Source organism: Plantactinospora sp. A48 (assembly GCF_055793945.1).
Genome location: NZ_JBTIXF010000006.1, coordinates 108,979 through 128,466, shown reverse-complemented (window position 1 = coordinate 128,466; position 19,488 = coordinate 108,979). Strand labels below are relative to the sequence as shown.

General features: G+C 73.4%; 13 protein-coding genes. 4 read left to right on the top strand and 9 right to left on the bottom strand.

Features of this window, described 5'->3' with window-relative positions:
* Positions 1 to 139: 139 nt before the first annotated feature.
* Positions 140 to 1,051, bottom strand: a complete 912-nt coding sequence (gene miaA / locus ACXN5W_RS05630; protein WP_473157066.1) for a tRNA (adenosine(37)-N6)-dimethylallyltransferase MiaA — start codon at positions 1,049 to 1,051, stop codon at positions 140 to 142.
* Positions 1,048 to 1,899: a class III extradiol dioxygenase subunit B-like domain-containing protein gene (locus ACXN5W_RS05625; protein WP_473157065.1), complete on the bottom strand. Its 852-nt coding sequence runs from the start codon at positions 1,897 to 1,899 to the stop codon at positions 1,048 to 1,050. Before ACXN5W_RS05625 ends, miaA begins: the two co-directional genes overlap by 4 nt.
* Positions 1,900 to 2,258: 359 nt before the next feature.
* On the opposite strand from ACXN5W_RS05625, the gene ACXN5W_RS05620 reads away from it, so the two are divergent.
* A complete protein-coding gene (locus tag ACXN5W_RS05620) occupies positions 2,259 to 3,467 on the top strand; it encodes a DUF349 domain-containing protein (protein WP_473157064.1) in 1,209 nt (402 codons plus the stop codon).
* Positions 3,468 to 3,652: 185 nt separating this feature from the next.
* On the opposite strand, the gene ACXN5W_RS05615 is transcribed toward ACXN5W_RS05620, so the two are convergent.
* Positions 3,653 to 4,621, bottom strand: coding sequence for a threonine ammonia-lyase (locus tag ACXN5W_RS05615; RefSeq protein WP_473157063.1), 969 nt, complete (start codon positions 4,619 to 4,621; stop codon positions 3,653 to 3,655).
* An 84-nt stretch (positions 4,622 to 4,705) separates the two neighbouring features.
* On the opposite strand from ACXN5W_RS05615, the gene ACXN5W_RS05610 reads away from it, so the two are divergent.
* On the top strand, positions 4,706 to 5,743 hold the full coding sequence (locus ACXN5W_RS05610) for a LysR family transcriptional regulator (RefSeq protein ID WP_473157062.1): 1,038 nt from the start codon (positions 4,706 to 4,708) through the stop codon (positions 5,741 to 5,743).
* Positions 5,744 to 5,821: 78 nt separating this feature from the next.
* Positions 5,822 to 7,471 carry a cellulase family glycosylhydrolase gene (locus ACXN5W_RS05605; protein WP_473157087.1) on the top strand — a complete coding sequence of 550 codons (1,650 nt, stop codon included), beginning with the start codon at positions 5,822 to 5,824 and terminating at the stop codon, positions 7,469 to 7,471.
* A 55-nt stretch (positions 7,472 to 7,526) separates the two neighbouring features.
* Here ACXN5W_RS05605 and miaB read toward each other — a convergent pair whose 3' ends face one another.
* The gene (gene miaB / locus ACXN5W_RS05600) at positions 7,527 to 9,050 is read right to left on the bottom strand and encodes a tRNA (N6-isopentenyl adenosine(37)-C2)-methylthiotransferase MiaB (protein WP_473157086.1); all 1,524 of its coding nucleotides are present in this window, start codon (positions 9,048 to 9,050) and stop codon (positions 7,527 to 7,529) included.
* A gap of 234 nt (positions 9,051 to 9,284) precedes the next feature.
* On the opposite strand from miaB, the gene ACXN5W_RS05595 reads away from it, so the two are divergent.
* Positions 9,285 to 10,202, top strand: a complete 918-nt coding sequence (locus tag ACXN5W_RS05595) for an alpha/beta fold hydrolase (protein ID WP_473157061.1) — start codon at positions 9,285 to 9,287, stop codon at positions 10,200 to 10,202.
* A gap of 60 nt (positions 10,203 to 10,262) precedes the next feature.
* Here ACXN5W_RS05595 and fxsT read toward each other — a convergent pair whose 3' ends face one another.
* Genes fxsT through ACXN5W_RS05570 form a run of 5 tightly spaced genes read right to left on the bottom strand, consistent with a single transcriptional unit; the run spans position 10,263 to position 19,469 of the window.
* Positions 10,263 to 14,138: an FxSxx-COOH system tetratricopeptide repeat protein gene (fxsT, locus tag ACXN5W_RS05590; RefSeq protein WP_473157060.1), complete on the bottom strand. Its 3,876-nt coding sequence runs from the start codon at positions 14,136 to 14,138 to the stop codon at positions 10,263 to 10,265.
* Positions 14,122 to 15,381, bottom strand: a complete 1,260-nt coding sequence (locus ACXN5W_RS05585) for a TIR-like protein FxsC (RefSeq protein WP_473157059.1) — start codon at positions 15,379 to 15,381, stop codon at positions 14,122 to 14,124. The genes fxsT and ACXN5W_RS05585 overlap by 17 nt, the downstream gene beginning before the upstream one ends.
* On the bottom strand, positions 15,378 to 16,049 hold the full coding sequence (locus ACXN5W_RS05580) for a TIR-like protein FxsC (protein WP_473157058.1): 672 nt from the start codon (positions 16,047 to 16,049) through the stop codon (positions 15,378 to 15,380). Before ACXN5W_RS05580 ends, ACXN5W_RS05585 begins: the two co-directional genes overlap by 4 nt.
* Before the next feature lie 59 nt (positions 16,050 to 16,108).
* Complete coding sequence (locus tag ACXN5W_RS05575) at positions 16,109 to 16,996, bottom strand: AAC(3) family N-acetyltransferase (RefSeq protein WP_473157057.1); 888 nt, start codon at positions 16,994 to 16,996, stop codon at positions 16,109 to 16,111.
* Entirely contained in the window at positions 16,971 to 19,469 is a 2,499-nt protein-coding gene (locus tag ACXN5W_RS05570; protein WP_473157056.1) for an FxsB family cyclophane-forming radical SAM/SPASM peptide maturase, read from the bottom strand. Before ACXN5W_RS05570 ends, ACXN5W_RS05575 begins: the two co-directional genes overlap by 26 nt.
* Positions 19,470 to 19,488: the final 19 nt, after the last annotated feature.

Genomic DNA, 19,488 nt, shown 5'->3' with positions numbered 1-19,488 from the left:
TCAGCCGGGAGACGCCGCTCACCCGCCCGGGGTGACCCCGCCCCACAGCCAGACGACGGCGCTCACCCGCCCGGGGTGATGCCGCCCCACAGCCAGACGACGGCGCTCACCCGCCCGGGGTGATGCCGGGCCGCCCGTCTCACTCGGACGGCGCCGCGACCACCGAGAGGGCGGCCCGGACGAGATCGGGTCGGCCCGCGTCGAGCCAGTGGATCCGGGAATCCCGCCGGAACCAGGAGCGCTGCCGGCGGACGAACCGCCGGGTGGCCCGGACGGTTTCGACCCGGGCCTCCTCCAGCGACAGTTCACCGTCGAGCGCCCGGAGCACCTGCTGGTAACCCAGCGCCCGGCTGGCGGTACGTCCGGACCGCAGGCCCCGCTCGGCCAGCCGGCGCACCTCGTCGACCAGTCCCTGCTGCCACATCCGGTCGACCCGCGACGCGATCCGCTCGTCCAGCACGGCCGTGTCCAGGTCCACCCCGAACTGGACCGCCGGATAGCACGGGCGCGGCTCGGGCAGCACCGAGCGGAACGGACCGCCGGTCAGCTCGATCACCTCCAGCGCCCGGACGATCCGCCGGCCGTTTCCCGGGAGAATGCCGGCGGCGGCCGTCGGATCCGCCGTACGCAGCCGCTCGTACAGCGGCGCCGGTCCGACCTCGGCCAGTTCGCGTTCCAGCCGTTCGCGCAGCACGGGATCGGTGCCGGGAAAGTCGAATTCCTCCAGCACGGCGCGGACGTACAGGCCGGAGCCGCCGACCAGCAGCGGCACCCGACCCCGGTTGCGGATGTCGTCCACCGCCGCCCGCGCCAACCGCTGGTACGCCGCGACGCTGGCCGGCTCGGTGACGTCCCAGATGTCCAGAAGATGGTGCGGCACACCGTCCCGCTCGGTAGTGGTCAACTTGGCGGTGCCGATGTCCATCCCCCGGTAGAGCTGCATCGAGTCGGCGTTCACCACCTCCCCGCCGAGCGCATGGGCCAGTTCGATGCTGAGCGCGGACTTCCCGGCGGCGGTGGGCCCGACGACGGCGATCACCGGTCTGGTCACGCCGGCTCCCAGTTGGCCACGAAGTAGGACACCCCGTACGGGGCGGTGTAGCTGGTGAGTTCGCCCCGCCAGCCACCACCGGTGGCCCGTACCGCCCCGGCGAGCACCTGCCAGGGGGTCCGGCCGGCCACCTGGAGCCGGGCCGACAACTCGGGGTCGAGGTCGAGCAGCGCGCGGGCGTCCGCGCCGGACAGGGCCGCGGCCACCCCGTCGTCGTACCCGACCGACCGGGGATCGTGGTATCCGGGTGCCCGCTCGTCCCGACACGCTGAGCCGTCACCCAGCGCCAGCAGCGCCCACGGCTCGGCCCCGCCGAGCCGGGCACCGAGCGCGGCGCAGCGCTCGGCCGGTTCGTCCCGCCCGACCCCCACCATCCTGGTCGGCGGGGGATCATCGGTCCCGGTCCGGGCCAGCAACCAGGCGCCGACCAGCAGGCTCAGCGGCAACTCGACGGCGACGCTCGGTTCGGCAGCGCTCGGTTCGGCGGCGCTCGGGTCGGCGGCGGTTGGGGCAGCGACGGCCGGCGCGGTGGTCGGTTCAGCGACGGCCGGCGCGGTGGTCGGTTCGGCGACGGCCGGGTCGGTGTCGGCCGGCGAGGTCCCCCAGGCGACCGGCACCGCCAGCCCCCAGGGGGCGAACGAGCCACGGTACGGCGGTGGAAGCTCGGCGGTGCGGTCGGCGGAGCCCACCACCACGAGCCGCCGGGCACCGGAGTCCAGCAGCCGGCGGAGCGTGGCGTCGCACGCGGCGCGCAGCCCGGCCAACTCGGTCGCGGCCGAGCCGGCCAGTTCCGGCACGATCATGGGCGGATGGGGACAGACCGCGGCGGCGACCAGGGACACGCCCATACCGTATCGGGCGCTCGTCGGTCGGCCACCGGCCCGGCCGCGAAACCCGGTCCGGTGGACACCACGGCCCGACAACGTCGATTTCAGGTATTCATGCCGCTAATTCCGTCCATCGGGTACAACCATCGCCATCGTCACGAAATAGCTTGGCGGAAATCGCCTTCGGCTGGGCGTTCGGTGGCGCGTCCAGTGCGCCCGAACGGACGTAGGACACCATATGGTCACGGTCGGCGACAGGCGCTCGACGGGAACGGGGTGACACCTGTGACAATGCCGGGTGGAAACTTCCGTGCAACAAGGCTGCGCTGTGGCGGCGCCCCGCCGGTGGGCGGCGGCTCCGGGAGAACGAGGATGGGCACATGACTGACTGGACTGCCTTCGGACGGGTGGACGCGGACGGCACCGTCTACGTCAAGACGACCGACGGGGAACGGGTGGTCGGATCCTGGCAGGCGGGCTCGCCTGAGGAAGGGCTCGCGCACTTCGCCCGCCGGTTCGCCGACCTGGTCACCGAGGTCGATCTGACCGAGGCCCGGCTGAACTCGGGGGCCGCCGATCCGGCCCACTCCCTGTCCACGTTCCGCCGGATCCGCACCACGCTGGACGAGGCGCACGTGGTGGGCGACATCGACACGCTGGCCGCCCGGCTGGACAAGCTGGGCACGCTGGCCGAGGAGAAGGCCGGCGAGGCCCGGGCCGCCAAGGACGCGGCGCGAGCGGAGGCCCTGGCCCGCAAGACGGCGCTGGTGGAGGAGGCCGAGAAGCTGGCCGCCGAGTCGACCGGCTGGAAGACCGCCGGTGACCGGCTCAAGGAGATCCTCGACGAGTGGAAGACCATCCGCGGGGTCGACAAGAAGACCGACGGCGAGTTGTGGAAGCGGTTCGCCGCCGCCCGCGACGGCTTCACCCGCAGGCGGGGCGCGCACTTCGCCAGCCTGGACGCCCAGCGCAAGCAGGCGCAGACGGTCAAGGAGGACCTCGTCGCCCAGGCCGAGGCGCTGGCCGAGTCGACCGACTGGGGTCCGGCCGCCGGCCAGCTCAAGGACCTGATGGTGCAGTGGAAGGCCGCGCCGCGCGCCTCGAAGGAGGCCGAGCAGCGGCTGTGGGATCGGTTCCGGGGTGCCCAGGACGCGTTCTTCAGCCGACGCAGTGAGGTCTTCTCGGCCCGGGACAGCGAGCAGCGCGCGAACCTGGACCGCAAGCAGGCGCTGCTGGCCGAGGCCGAGGCGCTGGACGTCGAGGCCGACCCGCGCGGCGCGCAGAACCGGCTGCGGGAGATCCAGGGTCAGTGGCACGAGGCGGGGCGCGTACCGCGGGAGGCAGCCGCCGGCCTGGACCGCCGGCTGCGGGCGGTGGACGACAAGGTACGTCAGGCCATGGACTCGGCCTGGCGCCGTACCGAGCCGTCGGCCAACCCGCTGCTGGCGCAGATGCGCGACCAGGTGGCCGAGGCCGAGCAGCGGCTGGCCCGGGCTCAGACGGCCGGGGACGCCAAGCGGATCCGCGAGGCGGAGCGCGCCCTGGAGTCGAAGCGGCAGTTCCTCCGGCTGGCCGAACAGAGCAGCTGAGCGCCGGCGGCGGTAGGGCTCGGCGGTAGGAGGGCGCTGCTCCCGCCGGGTCCTGTCGCCGGCCGCGCCTTCCGATCTGCTGAGCCCAGCCCGCCCAGCCCGATGGTGTCGCCGGGTGCGCCGCCGACGCGCCGCCCGGGCGGGCGAGACGCGCCGGCGGCCCCCCGTGCACCGGCTGGTACCTGTCAGCCGGCGTTCTCGGCCCGGCCGAGCGCCGCGAGCTCGGCCGGGTTCGCGTTCCCACCCGTGCAGACGAGTGCGACCGTGCGCCCGGCCAGCTCGGTCCGCAGGTCGAGCAGCGCCGCCAGCGACGCGGCGCCGGCGCCCTCGGCGAGGGTGTGCGCGTGGCTGGCGTACAGCCGCTGGGCCGTCGTGATCGCCTCGTCCGTGACCAGCCGGAAGTCGGCCAGCCCGGTCCGCATCAGCCGTTGCGGCAGTTCGAAACCGGACCCGGTGGCCAGGCCCTCGACCCGGGTCTGGTCGGGTCGGTCCACGCACCGACCCAACCGCCAGGAGTCGTGCGCGGCCGGTGACGCGGCCGACTGCACGGCGATGACCCGGCAGTCCGGATTGGTCGCTCCGATCACCAGGCAGGCCGCCGCGGCGCCCGTGCCGCTGCCCACCGGCACGATGACGGCGTCCAGGTCCGGCACCGCTTCGATGATCTCCAGGTACGCGGTACCGACCCCGGCGATCAGCGCCGGGCTCCCCCCGGGGCTCACCAGCAACGATCCCCCGGTCCGGGCCAGCCGTTCGGCCTCACCCCGCGCGTCGGCGAGGTCGGCGCCGTGCAGGACGACCTCGGCGCCCAGGGCGCGGGCGGCCCGGACCTTCGCCGGGTTCGCCCCGGCCGGCATCACCAGCTGGCACCGGGCCTGGTACACGGAGCTGGCGTACGCGAGCGACTGTGCGTGGTTGCCGGTCGAGTAGCTCACCACGCCCCGCGCCCGGTCCGCGTCGGTCAGCCCGGCGAGCAGGTTCAGCCCACCCCGTACCTTGAACGCCCCGACCGGCTGGACGTTCTCGTGCTTGACGTGGACGGTGGCGCCGGTCACGGCGTTGAGCGCCGGGTAGCTCCACATCGGCGTCGGCGGCAGTTGCGGCGCGAGCAGCCGACGTGCCCGCAGCACGTCGGCGAAGGTGACGGACTCCATGCCGATGATGCTGGTCGGAAAGAACCCATCGGTCCAATGCCAATGTTCGTCGTCGATCATAGACGCCGTCTATATATTGGCTGGATGCTCGACGTGACCCGGTTGCGGGTACTGGCCACGGTCGCCCGGCTCGGGTCGGTCACGGCGGCGGCCCGGGAGCTGCGCTACGCCCAACCCTCGGTGAGCCACCACCTGGCCCGGTTGGAGGCGGAGACCGGCGTCCCGCTGCTCCAACGGGTGGGGCGGGGTGTCCGGCTGACCCCCGCCGGCGCGCTGCTGGCCGAACGGGCCGAGGAGATCCTGGGTCGCCTCGACGCCGCCGCGGCGGAGCTGGCCGCGCACGCCGGGCTGCGCGCCGGCCGGGTCCGGCTGGCCGCGTTCCCCTCGGCGCTGGGCACCTTCGTCCCGGCCGCCGCGGCGACCTTCGCCGCCGAGCACCCCGAGGTGGAGCTGACCTTCGTCGAGGCCGAGCCGCCGGACGCGGTACGCGCGCTGCGCGCCGGCGAGGTGGACGTGGCGCTCACCTTCACCTACCCCGGTTCACCGCCTGACATGGCCGACGTGCGCCGGACGGAGTTGCTGATCGAGCCGCTGTACCTGGTCACCCGCGAGAGCGGTACGGAACCGCCCCGGCTCGCCGACCACGCCGGAGACCGGTGGATCGCCGGTTGCGAGCGCTGCCGGGAACACCTCGTCCGGCAGTGCGCATCGGCCGGCTTCACCCCGGCCGTGGCGTTCACCACCGACGACTACGTGGCCGTGCAGGCGCTGGTGGCGGCGGGCCTCGGGGTGACCACGCTGCCCGCGCTGGCCCTGGCGGCGCATCACAATCCGGCGGTGCGTGCCGCCCGGCTGCCCGGCGGGGACCGAGCGGTGAGCGCCGCGGTCCTCGGTGCCCCACCGGATCCGCCGGCCACCGCCGCGCTGCTGCGCCATCTGGTCGCCGCGGCCCGGCGGATTCCGACCGCCGACGCCCCGCGCCGGGGCGGCACGCCGGACGCAACCGTTGACGCCGGCATCGACGGCGATCAGAATGGGGCCCGGAGCAGGGGCAGCGGAACAGCACGCGAACCGGGGATCAGATCACAGGGCACCCCGTCGCGGCGTTCCGTACGTGGGTGATCGCCGATTCAAGCTCGGTCCGGGCATCGCATCCCTGAAACGGAGTTCGAGGCAATGTCCCGCAACCATCGGTCGGCGATGCTCGCCGGCCTGCTCGCCGCGGCGCTGGCCGCCACCGGCGGCGCGCTCGCCGCGATCGTCGCACCGGCGGCCGGACCGGCCGTCGCCGCCACCGTCGGCACCGGCACCGGATACCTGCACACCAGCGGCAACAAGATCGTCGACAGCACCGGTGCCACCGTACGGCTGACCGGCCTCAACTGGTTCGGCATGGAGACCGACAACAGGACCTTCCACGGCCTGTGGTCCAGCAACACCTGGCGGGGTCAGCTCGACCAGATGGCGCAGCTGGGCTACAACACGATCCGGGTGCCCTTCTCCGACGACGCGCTCAAGCCGGGTGCGCAGGCCACCAGCATCAACGACTTCGTCAACCCGGACCTGATCGGGCTCAGCCCGATGCAGATCCTCGACAAGGTCGTGGGCTACGCGGGCCAGAAGGGGATGCGGATCATCCTGGACCGGCACCGGCCGACGTCGGCCGGCCAGACCGCGCTCTGGTACACCTCCGGCGTACCGGAGAGCACCTGGATCGCCGACTGGAAGATGCTGGCCCAGCACTACGCCGGCAACACCACGGTGATCGGCGCGGACCTGCACAACGAGCCGCACGCCTCGGGCACCAACCCGGCCGCCACCGGCTCGTGCTGGGGCTGCGGGGACCAGACCCGGGACTGGCGGCTGGCCGCCGAGCGGGCCGGCAACGCCATCCTGTCGGTCCAGCCGAACTGGCTGATCTTCGTCGAGGGCGTGAGCTGCCCGAGCGGCGGCGAGTCCAACGTCTGGGACAACGACCCGAGCAACGACGAGGACTGCGGCTGGTGGGGCGGCAACCTGTCCAAGGCCGGCCAGTACCCCGTCCGGCTGAACGTGGCGAACCGGCTGGTCTACTCGCCCCACGAGTACGCGTTGTCGGTCTACCACCAGAAGTGGTTCGACGACCCGTCGTTCCCGGCGAACATGCCGGCGATCTGGGACAAGTACTGGGGCTACCTCTACAAGCAGAACATCGCCCCGATCATGATGGGTGAGTTCGGCAGCACCCTGCAGGACCCGAAGGACAAGGTGTGGTTGCAGAACCTGCTGGCCTACACCGGCAGCGGCGTGAACGGGATGTCCTTCACCTACTGGTCCTGGAACCCCGACTCGGGTGACACCGGCGGCATCCTGAAGGACGACTGGATCACGGTGGACCAGAACAAGCAGTCCGTTCTGCAGCCGTACCTGATCCCGCCGGCCGGCGGCGGACCGACGAGCGGCCCGACGGGTGGCCCCACCGGCGGCCCCACCGGCGGCCCGACGGGTGGCCCCACCGGAGGTCCGACGGGCGGCCCGACCGGCGGTCCCACGGGTGGTCCGACCGGCGGCTGCACCGCCAGCTACAAGCAGGTCAACGCCTGGCAGGGCGGGTTCCAGGGCGAGCTGACCGTGAAGAACTCGGGTAGCTCCGCGGTCAACCCGTGGTCTGTCACCTGGACCTGGCCCTCCGGGGTGACCCTGGTCAACGGCTGGAACGCCACCGTCACCCAGTCCGGAACGACCGTGACGGCGGCGGCGCCGACCTACGCGCCGTCGCTCGCGGCCGGCGCGTCGGTCACCGTCGGCTTCACCGCCAACGGCACCGCCAGCGCACCGGGCTCGGTGAAGCTCTCCGGCACCGCCTGCTGACCTGAAAGGAAGGGCCCCTTCTTATCGCTTTTTGCATAGGAAGGGGCCCTTCCTTTCACTGGTGGCAGGCGCTGGTGCCGGGGGGTGCGGGGGCCAGGGCCGCCGGCGGGACGCCGACCGTGGGCAGTCCGAGTGCCACCCCCTTGGTACGCGGGTTCCGCCCGGCCTCGGCGGCGTCTCCGGCCCGGGTCCGGCGGTGCGCGACAGGCGTTCCGTCGGCGTTCAGGTGGTGCGGAGCCGCGTAGGTGATCTCCGTGTGCACGATGTCGCCGGGCCGGATCTGCCCGGCCAGGTCACCCGCGGCGAAATGCACCAGCCGACCGTCCCGGGCCCGCCCGGACAGCCGCCCGGTCCGGTCGTCCTTGCGACCCTCGCCGACCGCGACCAGCACCTCGACGGTCTGTCCGACCAGCTTGCGGTTCTCCGCCCAGGTGATCTCCTCGACGCAGGCCAGCAGCCGCTCGTACCGCTCCTGCACCACCTGCTTGGGCAGTTGGTCGGGCATGGTCGCGGCGGGGGTACCCGGTCGTTTCGAGTACTGGAAGGTGAACGCCGAGGCGAACCGGGCGGCCCGGACGACGTCCAGGGTGCGCTCGAAATCCGCCTCGGTCTCGCCGGGGAAGCCGACGATGATGTCGGTGGTGATCGCCGCGTCGGGCATCGCCGCCCGGACCTTCTCGATGATCCCCAGGTACCTGTCGGAGCGGTACGACCGGCGCATCGCCCGCAGCACGTCGTCGGAGCCCGACTGCAACGGCATGTGCAGCGAGTGGCACACGTTCGGCGTCTCGGCCATCGCCGCGATCACGTCGTCGGTGAAGTCCCGCGGGTGCGGACTGGTGAACCGGACCCGTTCCAGCCCGTCCACCTCGCCGCAGGCACGCAGCAACTCGGCGAAGGCGGACCGGCCGCCCCGGCGGTTGCCGCTCGGTTCGCCGGCATCGCCGAAGGCCACCCCGTACGAGTTGACGTTCTGGCCGAGCAGAGTGATCTCCAACACGCCCTCGGCGACCAGCGCTCGGACCTCGGCCAGGATGTCACCGGGCCGGCGGTCCTGCTCGCGACCCCGCAGCGAGGGCACGATGCAGAAGGTGCAGGTGTTGTTGCAGCCGACCGAGATCGACACCCAACCCGCGTACGTGGACTCGCGGCGGGTCGGCAGCGTGGACGGGAAGACCTCCAGCGACTCCAGGATCTCCACCTCGGCCCGCGCGTTGTGCCGGGCCCGCTCCAGCAGCACCGGCAGCGAGCCGATGTTGTGGGTGCCGAAAACGACATCGACCCAGGGCGCCCGTTTGACGATCTCGCCCCGGTCCTTCTGCGCCAGGCAACCGCCCACCGCGATCTGCATGTCCGGCCGCCTGGTCTTCGCCGGCCGCAGGTGGCCCAGGTTCCCGTACAGCCGGTTGTCCGCGTTCTCGCGTACCGCGCAGGTGTTGAACACGACGATGTCGGAGTCCTCCGCGGTGGCCGCCCGGACGTACCCGGCGTCCTCCAGCAGACCGGAGATCCGCTCGGAGTCGTGCACGTTCATCTGGCAGCCGTACGTGACGACGTTGTAGGTCCTTGCCACCGGTATTCCCGCCCCTTCCGTCAACCCGCCCAGCGTAGTGCCCGTAGTGCGGAACCCGACCACGGCGATTCCCCGGGCCCTTATGGCGAAGTCCCGACGGGCGGTACGCTGCACATTGGGCGACCGTGTCCCGGAGGAGGTTGTGGCCTTCCGAACCATTACGCTACCGATGGGCGTTGCGGTGGGCCGCACGGCTCTCCCCGGGGCAAGCACACGCCAGACTCGCGGGAGGGCGCGACGGTGACGCTGAAGCAGGCCGCCCATCAGGTGGTGACGACACCGGACGGCAGGCGTCTGGCGGTCGAGATCACCGGAGCGTCGGACGGCCCGGCCGTCTTCCTCATGCACGGCACACCGGGCAGCCGCAGCGGCCCCAAGCCCCGTGGGGTCGTCCTCTACCGGCTCGGCGTTCGGTTGATCTGTTACGACCGGCCGGGCTACGGCGGCTCGGACCGGCACCCCGGCCGCACGGTCGCCGACGCGGCCGCCGACACCGCCGCCATCGCCAACGCGCTGGGTATCGACCGGTTCGCCGTGGTCGGCCGGTCGGGCGGCGGCCCGCACGCGCTGGCCTGCGCGGCCCTGCTGCCGGACCGGGTGACCCGGGCCGCCGTGCTGGTCGGCCTCGCCCCCGCCGACGCGCCGGGCCTGGACTGGTACGAGGGCATGGCGCCGTCGAACGTCGACGAGTACACCACCGCGGACACCCGCCCGCAGGAGCTGGTGGACAGCCTGATCTCCCGGGTGGAGGCGATGACCCGGAACCCCGACGGGCCGATGCTGCTCGACCAGCTCGACGCGGACCTGGCCGACGCGGACCGTCCGGTGATCGCCAACGCGGCGATCCGCCGGCAGTTGCAACGCACCCACGCCGAGGCGCTGCGGCAGGGCCCGTACGGCTGGATCGACGACGTGCTGGCCTTCCGCCGGCCGTGGAACTTCCCGGTCTCCACCATCGGGCTGCCGGTGCTGCTCTGGCACGGCGCGGACGACTACTTCTCCCCGGTCCGGCACACCCAGTGGCTGGCCCGGCAGATCCCCGGCGCGACCATCGAGGTGCAGCCCGGCAAGGCGCACTTCGACGCCGTGGTGATCCTGCCCGACATCCTCAACTGGCTCACCGAGTCGGCTCCGGTGGCCACCGCCGAGCCGATCTGACCGCCCCCGGCCCGCCGGGGCCGTGCCGGCCCGCCCGACGCAGGGCGGGCCGGAGGTCGGTCAGTACGGGTGCGGGTCCAGCGTCCGGTGCGCGGCGGAGCCCTTGCGCAGGGTGGTCACGCTCGGATGGTCCGGCCCGATCACGGTGGCCAGCCGGTCGATCGCCTGGTGGGCGTCGGCGATGCCGGAGGCCCGGTCGGCGAGTTCCAGGTTGGCCAGGCACCGGATGGTGTCCGGGTGGTCCGGGCCGCGCGAGGCGGTCAGCCGGGCCACCAGATCCTCGAACATCACCCGGGACGCGGCCACCTCACCGGACTCGAGCAGGCAGACCGCGAGGTTCGTGCCGGCCGCCAGCGTGTACGGGTGATCCGGCCCGAGGGTCGCGCCGAAGCCCTCGGCGGCCCGCAACGCCAGCCGGCGCGCCATGGACGGCTGGTCCGCCGCCCGGTAGATGGCCGACAGGTTGTTCACGCACACCAGTGTGTGCGGGTGGTCCGGGCCGAGGGCCGACTCGTACGAGTCGGAGACCGCCCTCGCCTCGCTCTCCGCCCGGTCGATGTCGTTGACCGCCAGCAGGTTCGCCGAGCGGCTCAGCCGGCTGGCCAGGGTGTCCGGGCTGCCCGCGCCGAACCGGTCCCGCAGCGCCTCGTACGCCGCGTCCAGCAGCGGAGCCGCCTCCCCCGGCCGCCCGGCGACCCGGACCGACACCGCGAGGTTGGCCAGGGCGATCAACGAGGCGCCCGCGTCCGGCCCGAGCACCTCGCAGTAGCTGTCGTAGACGGTCCGCAGCAGTTCCACGGACTTCTCGTACTCGCCGGCCTCGCGCAGGTCCCGACCGAGCATCGACGCCGAGTGCAGGGTGTACGGGTTGTTCGGGCCGAGCACGATGCGGCGGCGTTGCAGCACCTCCTCGTCCCGGGCGCGGGCCGCCCGGAAGTCTCCCATCACCCGGTACGAGGCGGCCAAGTTGTTGGCCGCCGCGAGGGTACGGGGATGGTCCTCACCGAACACCTCGGACCAGGCGGCGTAGGTGACCCGGTCCCGCTCCATCGCCTCGGCGAACCGGCCGAGCGCCCGCAGGTCGGCGGCGAGGCTGCCGGAGGTCATCAGCGTGTGCGGGTGCCGGACGCCGAGCAGTTCCCGCTGATCGTTCAGGACGGCCTGGTCGAGTTCCCGCGCCTCCTCGTAGCGGGCCTGGTCGCGCATCAGGTTGCCCCGGTGGTTGCGTAGGTGCAGCAACTGGCGACGCAGGGCGGTCACGTCCAGCGGGTCGCTCGTCTCGGTCAGCAGCGTCTCCCAGCGCGCCTCCACCCGGCGGCTGAACTCCTCGCCCTGGGCCAGGCCGCCGCGTCGCCAGAGGTAACGCACGCGGTCGATGAGCAGCTGCCGGACCCCCTCGTCCGGGCAGGCCACCGCGCGGGAGACCTCCAGGTGCGGCCACAGCACCCGGAACCGGCGCCAGGTCTCCGGGTTGTCGACCTCGCCGGACGGGCGGGACGCGGCGAGCACCAGGTGGACCTGGTGCCGGGCGGCGTCCACCTCGGCGGCGGTCATCCGGTCGCGCACCACCGCCTGCAACAGCCGGTGGATCTGGATCTGGCCGCCCTGCACATCCAGTTTGAGCAGCGCCAGCCGGTTGATCTGCTGCACCAGGGCGCCGCGGACCAGCCGTTCCGAGACCGACGGGTCGATGGAGACCAGTTGGTCGGCCATCTCGTCGCTGTAGAGCAGGTCGAGGGAGATCTCCGGCGCGAGCACCGAGCACAGTTGCAGCAGCCGGTACGCCGCCGGCGCCTGCTCGGCCAGCCGGTTGATCGACAGGTCCCAGGTGGCCTCGACGGACAGGGCGCTGGGTCCGTGCCGCTCGATCTGCTGGAGGTAATCGGTCACCGGCGTTCCGGTGTCGGCCAGCCAGGCACCGGCCGCGGCCACCGCGATCGGCAGGTCACCCAGCGCCTCGGCCACCCGGTCGGCCTCCTCGACGCTGATCTCGCTGACCCGCCGCCGCAGGTGCGCCACGCTCTCCGCCCGGTCGAAGACGTCGACCGGGATCGGTTGGGCGTGGTCGCCCCAGGCCCGGTTGCGGGAGGTCAGCAGCACGTGTCCGCCGCCCTGCGGCAGGAACGGCGCCACCCGGTCGATCTCCTCGGCGTTGTCGTAGATCAGCAGCCACCGCTCGTACGGCTCGTTGCGGTGCAACGCCTGCAACACCGCCCGGACGGTGTCCGGCAGGCTCGGCTCGATCGTGACGTCCAGCCGGGTGCCGAGGTCCGCCAGCGAGGTGTCGACGAACTCCGGTGGGTCCGCGGCGATCCACCACACCAGGTCGTACGCGGCCTTGAACCGGTGGACGTACTCCAGGGCAAGCTGGGTCTTGCCCACCCCGCCCATCCCCTGCAACGCCACCGGCAGCACCACCGCACTGCCGCTGGACTGCAACTGCGTACGCAGCTGGGCCAGGTCGTCCTCCCGACCGGTGAACCGGGCGTTGCGGACGGGCGCCTTGAACACCGCCGGCTCGGTGCCCGGATAGCGCATGCCGTGCCCGGGTGCCTGGCTCAGCGGCGCCGGGCCGGGCCGGCCGACCAGCCGCAGCAACCGGTCGGCGGCGGCGGTCGCGGAGAGCCCGGCCAGGAACGCCGAGGCGTGCGCCGGGAACTCGGCCAGCGGCCGCAGGTCCGCCACGTAGACGGCGAGCGGGACGGTCTGCCCGGCCGGGTCCCGGGGCGGCAGCGCGTCCGTGCTGACCCCGAGGTAGTGGGGCGAGACGACGGTCAGGGTCTGCGCGGGCCGGACGGTGTCCTCGGGGGTGTCGCCGCGGGGCGGTGGGGAGGCGATCCGGACGCCGGCCGAGACCAGCACCCGTTCGATCCACTCAGCCCACAGCGCGTCCTCGGGCGCGTACCGCAGCACGAGGTCGTCGTCGGCGACCTCGGCGCGGCGCTCGAACCGGGCCTTCTCGCGCAGCCGCTGCGTCTCGTCCATCGGCGGCAGCGTGGTGATCTCACCGTTCGTGATGAACCCGGTCAGCGTCTCGAACGCGGCCAGCAGCGAGGTGCGCGAGCCCGGTGGGTCGCCGAAGGTGGCCAGCGTCTCCTCGTAGGCGTAGAACGGCCGGTACGGCACCTCGACCGCCGCCCAGTACCGTCGCCGGTCCGCATCGGACAGTCCGCTGGGCAGTCCGGCGAACCGCCGCATCGCCAACGCCCGGCCGGCCTCGGCCTTCTCCTTCTCGGCCTGGTCGACCCGCATGGGCACCGGCAGGATCCGGATGTCCCGCAGCTTGTAGCGGTCCCGCACCGAGCGGGCCACCCGGGCGGCGCCGTCGATGCCCTGGTCGCTCAGGGTGAAACAGTCCACAAGCGTGTCCGGCAGGTGCAGCGTGCAGATGTCGGCCACGTCGCTCAGCCCGGTCCGGCTGTCGATGAGCGTGTAGTCGTAGTTCTTCTTCATGTCGGCCCGCAGCGCGTCGAAGAACTCCGCACCGCCGAGCCGGTTGTAGAAGGTGTCCCAGTCGAGCCCGCCGACCGTCACCGCGTAGTCGGTGTTCTGCCGGCCGGCGGACAGGAAGTCGAGCCCGCCACCGCCGGGGAAGTCCCAGCGCAACGAGAAGGCGTGCAGCTCCACCCGGGCGTACCGCTCGATCCACCCCTCCGGGCGTTGCGTCGGACGGTCCAGCTCCCGCTCGCGGGCCGCCTCCCACTCGTAGTCCCGGATCAGGTCGATCACCCCGCCGGTGCCCTCGATGGCGTCCAGGTTGAGGAACGGGGCGAAGAACCGGTGCAGGCCCGGCGATTCCAGGTCCCAGTCGGCGACCAGGACCCGTTTGCCGCTGGCGGCGAGGATCCAGGCGACGTTGGCCACCGCCATGGTCCGACCCGTGCCGCCCTTGAACGAATAGAACGTGACGACCTGGCCTTCACGCTTGGTGGCCATCGGTCCTCCCTCCCGGTTCGGGAAACGGCGACGGTTCGGCGTAGCCGAGGCGCGGCCGGTCCGCGGGTGGCAGTCCCCCGGACGGCTGCATGGGAAAGTGCCGGAGATACTGCCGGCGGGCCTGGGTGACCAGCACTGGCAGCAGTTCGACGAACTCGCGGATCCCCCGGACCTGCCGGGCCTGCCCGACTCCGGCGTCCCGCAGCATAGCGACGGCCGTGTCGGCGAGGTCCGCGCCGCGCTCGGCCTCCCGCGGATCCTCACCGTCGGAGATCACCAACGGTACGACCCAGGGCGGCAACCCGTCGGCGGCGGCTCGGATCACCCGCGCGCCACCCGGCTGGGAGACCGTCCACGGGTCGGTGAGCACCACCGCGGGGCAGCGGCGCAGCAGCGGCGCGGCGTCGGCGAAGTCGATGATCCGGGTCGGCAGACCGAGCCGTTCGGCGGTGCTGGCCGCGTACTCGGCGACCGGCAGCGCCTGCCGCTCGGCGAACGGCCGCCAGTGCGCGCCGCTCTTGCCGTAGCGTCCGGGCGGCCGGTCCGGCGGCGCCTCGGCCGCGCTGGGCGCCAGCACGGCCACCGCGAACGCCGGATCGGCGGTGACGTCGGCCGGGGCCAGGTCGCCCAGTGCCGGGGCGCGGGACGGCCCGAGCGGCTCCCCCTCGGCGACCGTCACGATCCGCCGGGCGAGCCGGTCCAGCACCTTTTTGTACGGCCGCTGGTAGGCGGTCAGCATGCAGAGCGCGCGCAGGCCGTTCTCGGCGTACTCGGGGATCTCCGCGCCCAACCGCAGCGCCGGGCCGGCCTCCGGCCGGTCCTCCCAGGACGGTAGCGGGATCCACAGCACCGGCACGACCCGCTCGGCCGGGTCGGCCACGCCCGCGTCGGCCAGCCTGCCCCGGAACGACTCCTGCTCCCCCAGCGCCCAGGACCGGCTGAAGTATCCGGGCGAGTAGAGCGGCACGAACACCTCGGCCGCGCCCAGCGCCTCGGCGAGCGCCGCCTTCCAGTCGGCGCCCAGCGGGATGTGCTGGTCGAAGAAGCCGATGTCCATCCCGCTGCCCGGCCGGGCCTGGAGGCTGACCTCGGCGGAGAGGTCCTGGAACAGCTGGCCCACCCAGGGGTCGGTGTCGGTCCGGACCGCGTCCGAGGTGGGCGCCGAGTGCGCGTAGCTGAGGAAGAAATAGGTTCGATGCCGGGACCGCGTCGCCGCGGTGGCCGGTCCACTCGGCCCGGTCATTCCCCCTCCTTCGTGAGGAACACGTTGCGCAGTTGGTCGGCGCTCTGCGGAACGAGGGGGGCGACCCAGTAGGCGCGGTGGATCGCCACCACCCGCTGGGCCAGCCGCCACACCACCGCCCGGTAGGCGTTCTCCCACTGCAACGTCAGCAGGCCGTACACGCCCTCGCCGTGGTACTGCGCGGCGATCTGCGGGTCCGGCATGTTCGTCGGGGTGAACCGCTGGATGTCGGCCACCACCGGCGGCAGCAGGGCGGCGTCGGTCGGTGACCAGATCACCGGCACGATCGCCGTCTCGTGCGCCGAGCCGCCGTCCGAACGCCGCACGATGCTGCGGCGGGAGAACGCGTCCCATTCCATCGCGCACCAGGTGCTGTTCAGCAGCGACGTGGAGATGAGCGGCACGAACACCTGGCACGTGCCGGCGGCGGTCAGCAGTTCGGGGGTCCACCGCTCACCGCCGCTCATCGTGGAGTCCATGAAGCCCGGATCGGCGCCCGCCGGCCGGCCGACCAGCTCACCCACGTGTGTGGACAGGTCGTCGAAGAGCCGGCGGACGAACGCGATCGGTTCCCGTGCCGCCGGGGTCCGCCGCCCCTCGTGGGCGTGCGCGTAACTGAGAAAGAACAGCGGCGCCCGTGGGTCCACGGTGAACTCCGCAGTATCCACGTCGTCGTTCTCTCTCGTCCCGAGGCGGCCGTCCCGCGTCTTGAGCGTAGGCACCAACGTCAACGGCGAGAAGAGCGATGAGCTGTCAACCAGTCGACCGCGAAGTCCACGGCGGCCCGCATGGGCAGCAGCCGCGCCAGCGTGCCGGCCACCGGACCGCGCCGGACGTACGGCATCCGGTCCAGCCGCTCGCCCAGCGGGCCGAAGTCGCTGTCGTCGAGGGCGATGTCCACGAACTCCCGCCGCACCCGGCGGCCCGCCTCGAACCGGAAGCAGCCGTACGTCCGGCGTGGCGCCCCGGGGGCCGGCAGCCGGTACTCGGCCAGGTGCAGCGCCGAGCAGACCTGGTAGTCCACGCCGAGCAGCAGGATGACGGCGTCCAGGTCGTAGAGCCGGCCCAGCGGGGACCGTTCGCCGAGGTGGCAGTCCAGCCGGTGCCCGACGGTGATCCGGCGCGCCTGCGCGCCGAGGGCCGCGAACGAGCTCTGCGGATGGGCGCTGCGCCGGGCCGCCGGATGCCGGCGGACGGCCTCGGCCAACGCGCCCATGCCCTCCGACGGCGTGTCGCGCCGGTCGAAGGCCGGCATCCGCGCCTGGTACTCGGATTCGTCGGCCGCGCTCAGGCCCCGGGTGGAGGCGCGGTACGCGCGGGAGGTGAACGAGTTGCCCTCGGTGAACGTGGGTACCACCACGGTGCCCGCCGGTCCGAGCACGTCCCGCAACGCCGCCAGCAGCCCGTTCGGACCGTCGTCGACCGGGCCGAGCCGCCGCATCGAGCAGTGGACCAGCACCGGCAGGTCCGCGCACAGCCCGAGGGCCCGCAGGTCGGCGCGAAGGGCCGGGGCAGACCGGCGTGGCGGCCCGGAACACCGTCCGGCCGGGTCGACCTCGACCACCGGCTGCGCGCATCCCCGGTCGACCTCAGCCCCGGACTGGTTGTCGGGCATCGAGTGAGTCCCGCAGCCCCGTGACGAACCGTAGCCCGTGGCCGGTCAGGACGTCGGCGTCGAGCAGCGTCCCGGCCGCCTCGGCGGCCCGGTGCCACCGCTGTCCGGCGGGCTCGCGACCCGGCCCGAGGACCGGCGGGCCGACCTCGGCGTACAGCTCGGCCAGTAGCTCGGCGGCCGGCCGGGGCGGTCGACCCGGCACGGCCACCAGCGCCGGGCCGGCCGGGTCGAGCAGGTCGCAGAGATCCTGCACCGCGTCCAGCTTGCCCAGCTGCCAGTCCCGGACCAGCGGCCCGGCCACCCCGGCGGCCCCGTCCGTCGGCACGCCCACCGCGCCGAAGCCGGCCGGAGCGGTCCGCGACACCCCCGCCGGGCGCACCGGTACGACGGTCCGCAGTGCGGCGCGCAGACCCGGAAGGTGCTCCGGGGTGTCGCGGCGGATCTCCGCCCAGGCCCGCGCGAGCACCCGGCGGAACGACAGCAGCCCGACCGGGGTCAGCGCCGGCCCGACCGGTACGGCGAACCGGTCCTGCCCCGGATGGACGTCTTCGATGGCCAGTTCCCAACCGGCGGCGTGCAGCCGGGGTGCGGGTCGCCAGCCGAGCGCGGGATCGGGCCGGTCCACGACGACGGTGGAGCCGGGCTCCGGGCCGATGGTGAAGGATCCGTCGCCGACGGTGATCGGAAGCTCGTCCGGCGCCGAGCGCCCGAGGTCGAGCCGACCCACGGTGGGCAGCAGCACCGTCCCGTACCGCGTCGCGACGGTGAGCCGGGCGGGGTGGCCCGCCCGCACCGCCGCCGCGGCGGCCAGGGCGGCCAGCCGGGCCGCCGGTTCGGCTGCGGCCGCCGTACCGGACCGGTGCCCGCCGGTCAGCGCCCGCACCAGCCAGGGGCGGGTACCGGGATGGGCCAGCACCGCCCGGAGCGCACCGGGGGCGACCCGGTCCACCGCGGCGAGCACCGACCAGGCGTCGGCCACGACCGGCGGTACGGGTGACTCGATCGTCCCGACCAGCGCGGCGAGCAGGGTCCGGGTGACCGACAGGTGGGCGTCGGCGAGCCGGTCCAGGGTGGCGGCCGTCCCGTACCCGGTGGCCAGATCGTCCAACAGCGCCGCCAGCCCTCCCCCGGTCGGACCGGGCACCGACACCGGGCCGGGGCCGGCCGCCGACGGTGCCGGCCGGGCGGTGGGTGACGCGGTGGGTGACCCTGACCGGGCGGCGGCCGGCACCGGGCCGATGCTGACCGGCACCGCCCCGGGGGCGGGTGGCGCCGTCCCGGTGACGGCCGGTACCGGGCCGATGCTGACCGGCACCGCGCCCGTGGTGGGCGGCGCCGTCCCGACGGTGGGCGGCACCGGACGCCCGGACGGCGGGGTGTGGTCCATCGCCGCGATGAACGCCTTGAGGTCCGCGCAGTAGACGGAGGGGTTGTCGAAGCCGGACCCGGACCGGTATCGATGGGCGAACAGGCCGCCGCCGCAGCGGTGCACCACCGGGCAGTCCCGACAGGTGGCGCAGAGGCTGGCCAGGCCGTCCCGGGCCGCCAGCCCGGCGTGCCCGGCGACCTGGTCGACCGGATGGCGCAGCACGTCGAACCCGGTGGCCGGCGCGCCGTCGTAGGCCGTCTTCAGTGAATCCGCCTGTTCCCAGGCCCCGTCCGTCTCGATCACGAGCACGTCGGCCGGTTCGAGGCCCACCGCCTCGGTCTCGCTGCGCCCGCCGGCGGCCGTGGCCAGCAGCGAGTCGAACAGCCGGATCGGTACCGGCCGGCCGTCGGCGTTCCAGCGCCGGTAGATCCGGTACAACCAGTCCGCGTACGGGGTGGTCGTCCCGTCGGGCCGGTACGGCGGGGTGTCCCAGGTGCCGTGTGGCAGCAGCAGGTCGATCCGGGGTGGGCGCTCGGCCAGCACCGCCGCGTAGACCCGGTCGGGATCGTTGCGGACGTCGACCGTGCAGAGGATGCCGGCGTACGACTCCCGGTACGCCGGTTCGCGCAGCAGCGCGAGCGCCCGCAGCACCCGCTGGTGGCTGCTGGCGCCGTTGGCGAACCGGCGGTGCAGGTCGTTGGCCGCCCGGTCGCCGTCCAGCGACACACCGACCCGGACGTCGTACTCGCGCAGCAGGTCGCCGATCTGGCGGGTCAGCAGCACGCCGTTGGTCTGCATCCGCAGGTCGAGGTCGGTGACCGGAGAGATCGTGGCGCGCAGTTCGGCCAGCACCGCGCGCAGGCCGGCCGCGCCGAGCAGCAGCGGTTCGCCACCGTGCAGTACGACATGCACCCTGGGCAACCGGTGCGCGGCGGCGTGCTCGGCGATCCGGCCGGCCGCCGCCCGGACCACGTCCATGGGCATGGCCCGGGGGCGGTGTCGCCAGCCGGTGTCGGCGTGCTCGTAGATGTAGCAGTGGTCACAGCTCAGGTCACAGCGGCTGTGTACCTTGAGCACGTACTGGCTGAACGCGCGCGACCGCACCGACCCGTCCCGCCCGGCC

What these genes read in the sequence shown, in the direction of transcription:
- ACXN5W_RS05615 (WP_473157063.1), bottom strand. Translation starts at nt 4,621, where the DNA reads ATGGAGTCCGTCACCTTCGCCGACGTGCTGCGGGCACGTCGGCTGCTC.
- ACXN5W_RS05625 (WP_473157065.1), bottom strand. Translation starts at nt 1,899, where the DNA reads ATGGGCGTGTCCCTGGTCGCCGCCGCGGTCTGTCCCCATCCGCCCATG.
- ACXN5W_RS05620 (WP_473157064.1), top strand. Translation starts at nt 2,259, where the DNA reads ATGACTGACTGGACTGCCTTCGGACGGGTGGACGCGGACGGCACCGTC.
- ACXN5W_RS05575 (WP_473157057.1), bottom strand. Translation starts at nt 16,996, where the DNA reads ATGCCCGACAACCAGTCCGGGGCTGAGGTCGACCGGGGATGCGCGCAG.
- fxsT (WP_473157060.1), bottom strand. Translation starts at nt 14,138, where the DNA reads ATGGCCACCAAGCGTGAAGGCCAGGTCGTCACGTTCTATTCGTTCAAG.
- ACXN5W_RS05585 (WP_473157059.1), bottom strand. Translation starts at nt 15,381, where the DNA reads ATGACCGGGCCGAGTGGACCGGCCACCGCGGCGACGCGGTCCCGGCAT.
- ACXN5W_RS05610 (WP_473157062.1), top strand. Translation starts at nt 4,706, where the DNA reads ATGCTCGACGTGACCCGGTTGCGGGTACTGGCCACGGTCGCCCGGCTC.
- ACXN5W_RS05605 (WP_473157087.1), top strand. Translation starts at nt 5,822, where the DNA reads ATGCTCGCCGGCCTGCTCGCCGCGGCGCTGGCCGCCACCGGCGGCGCG.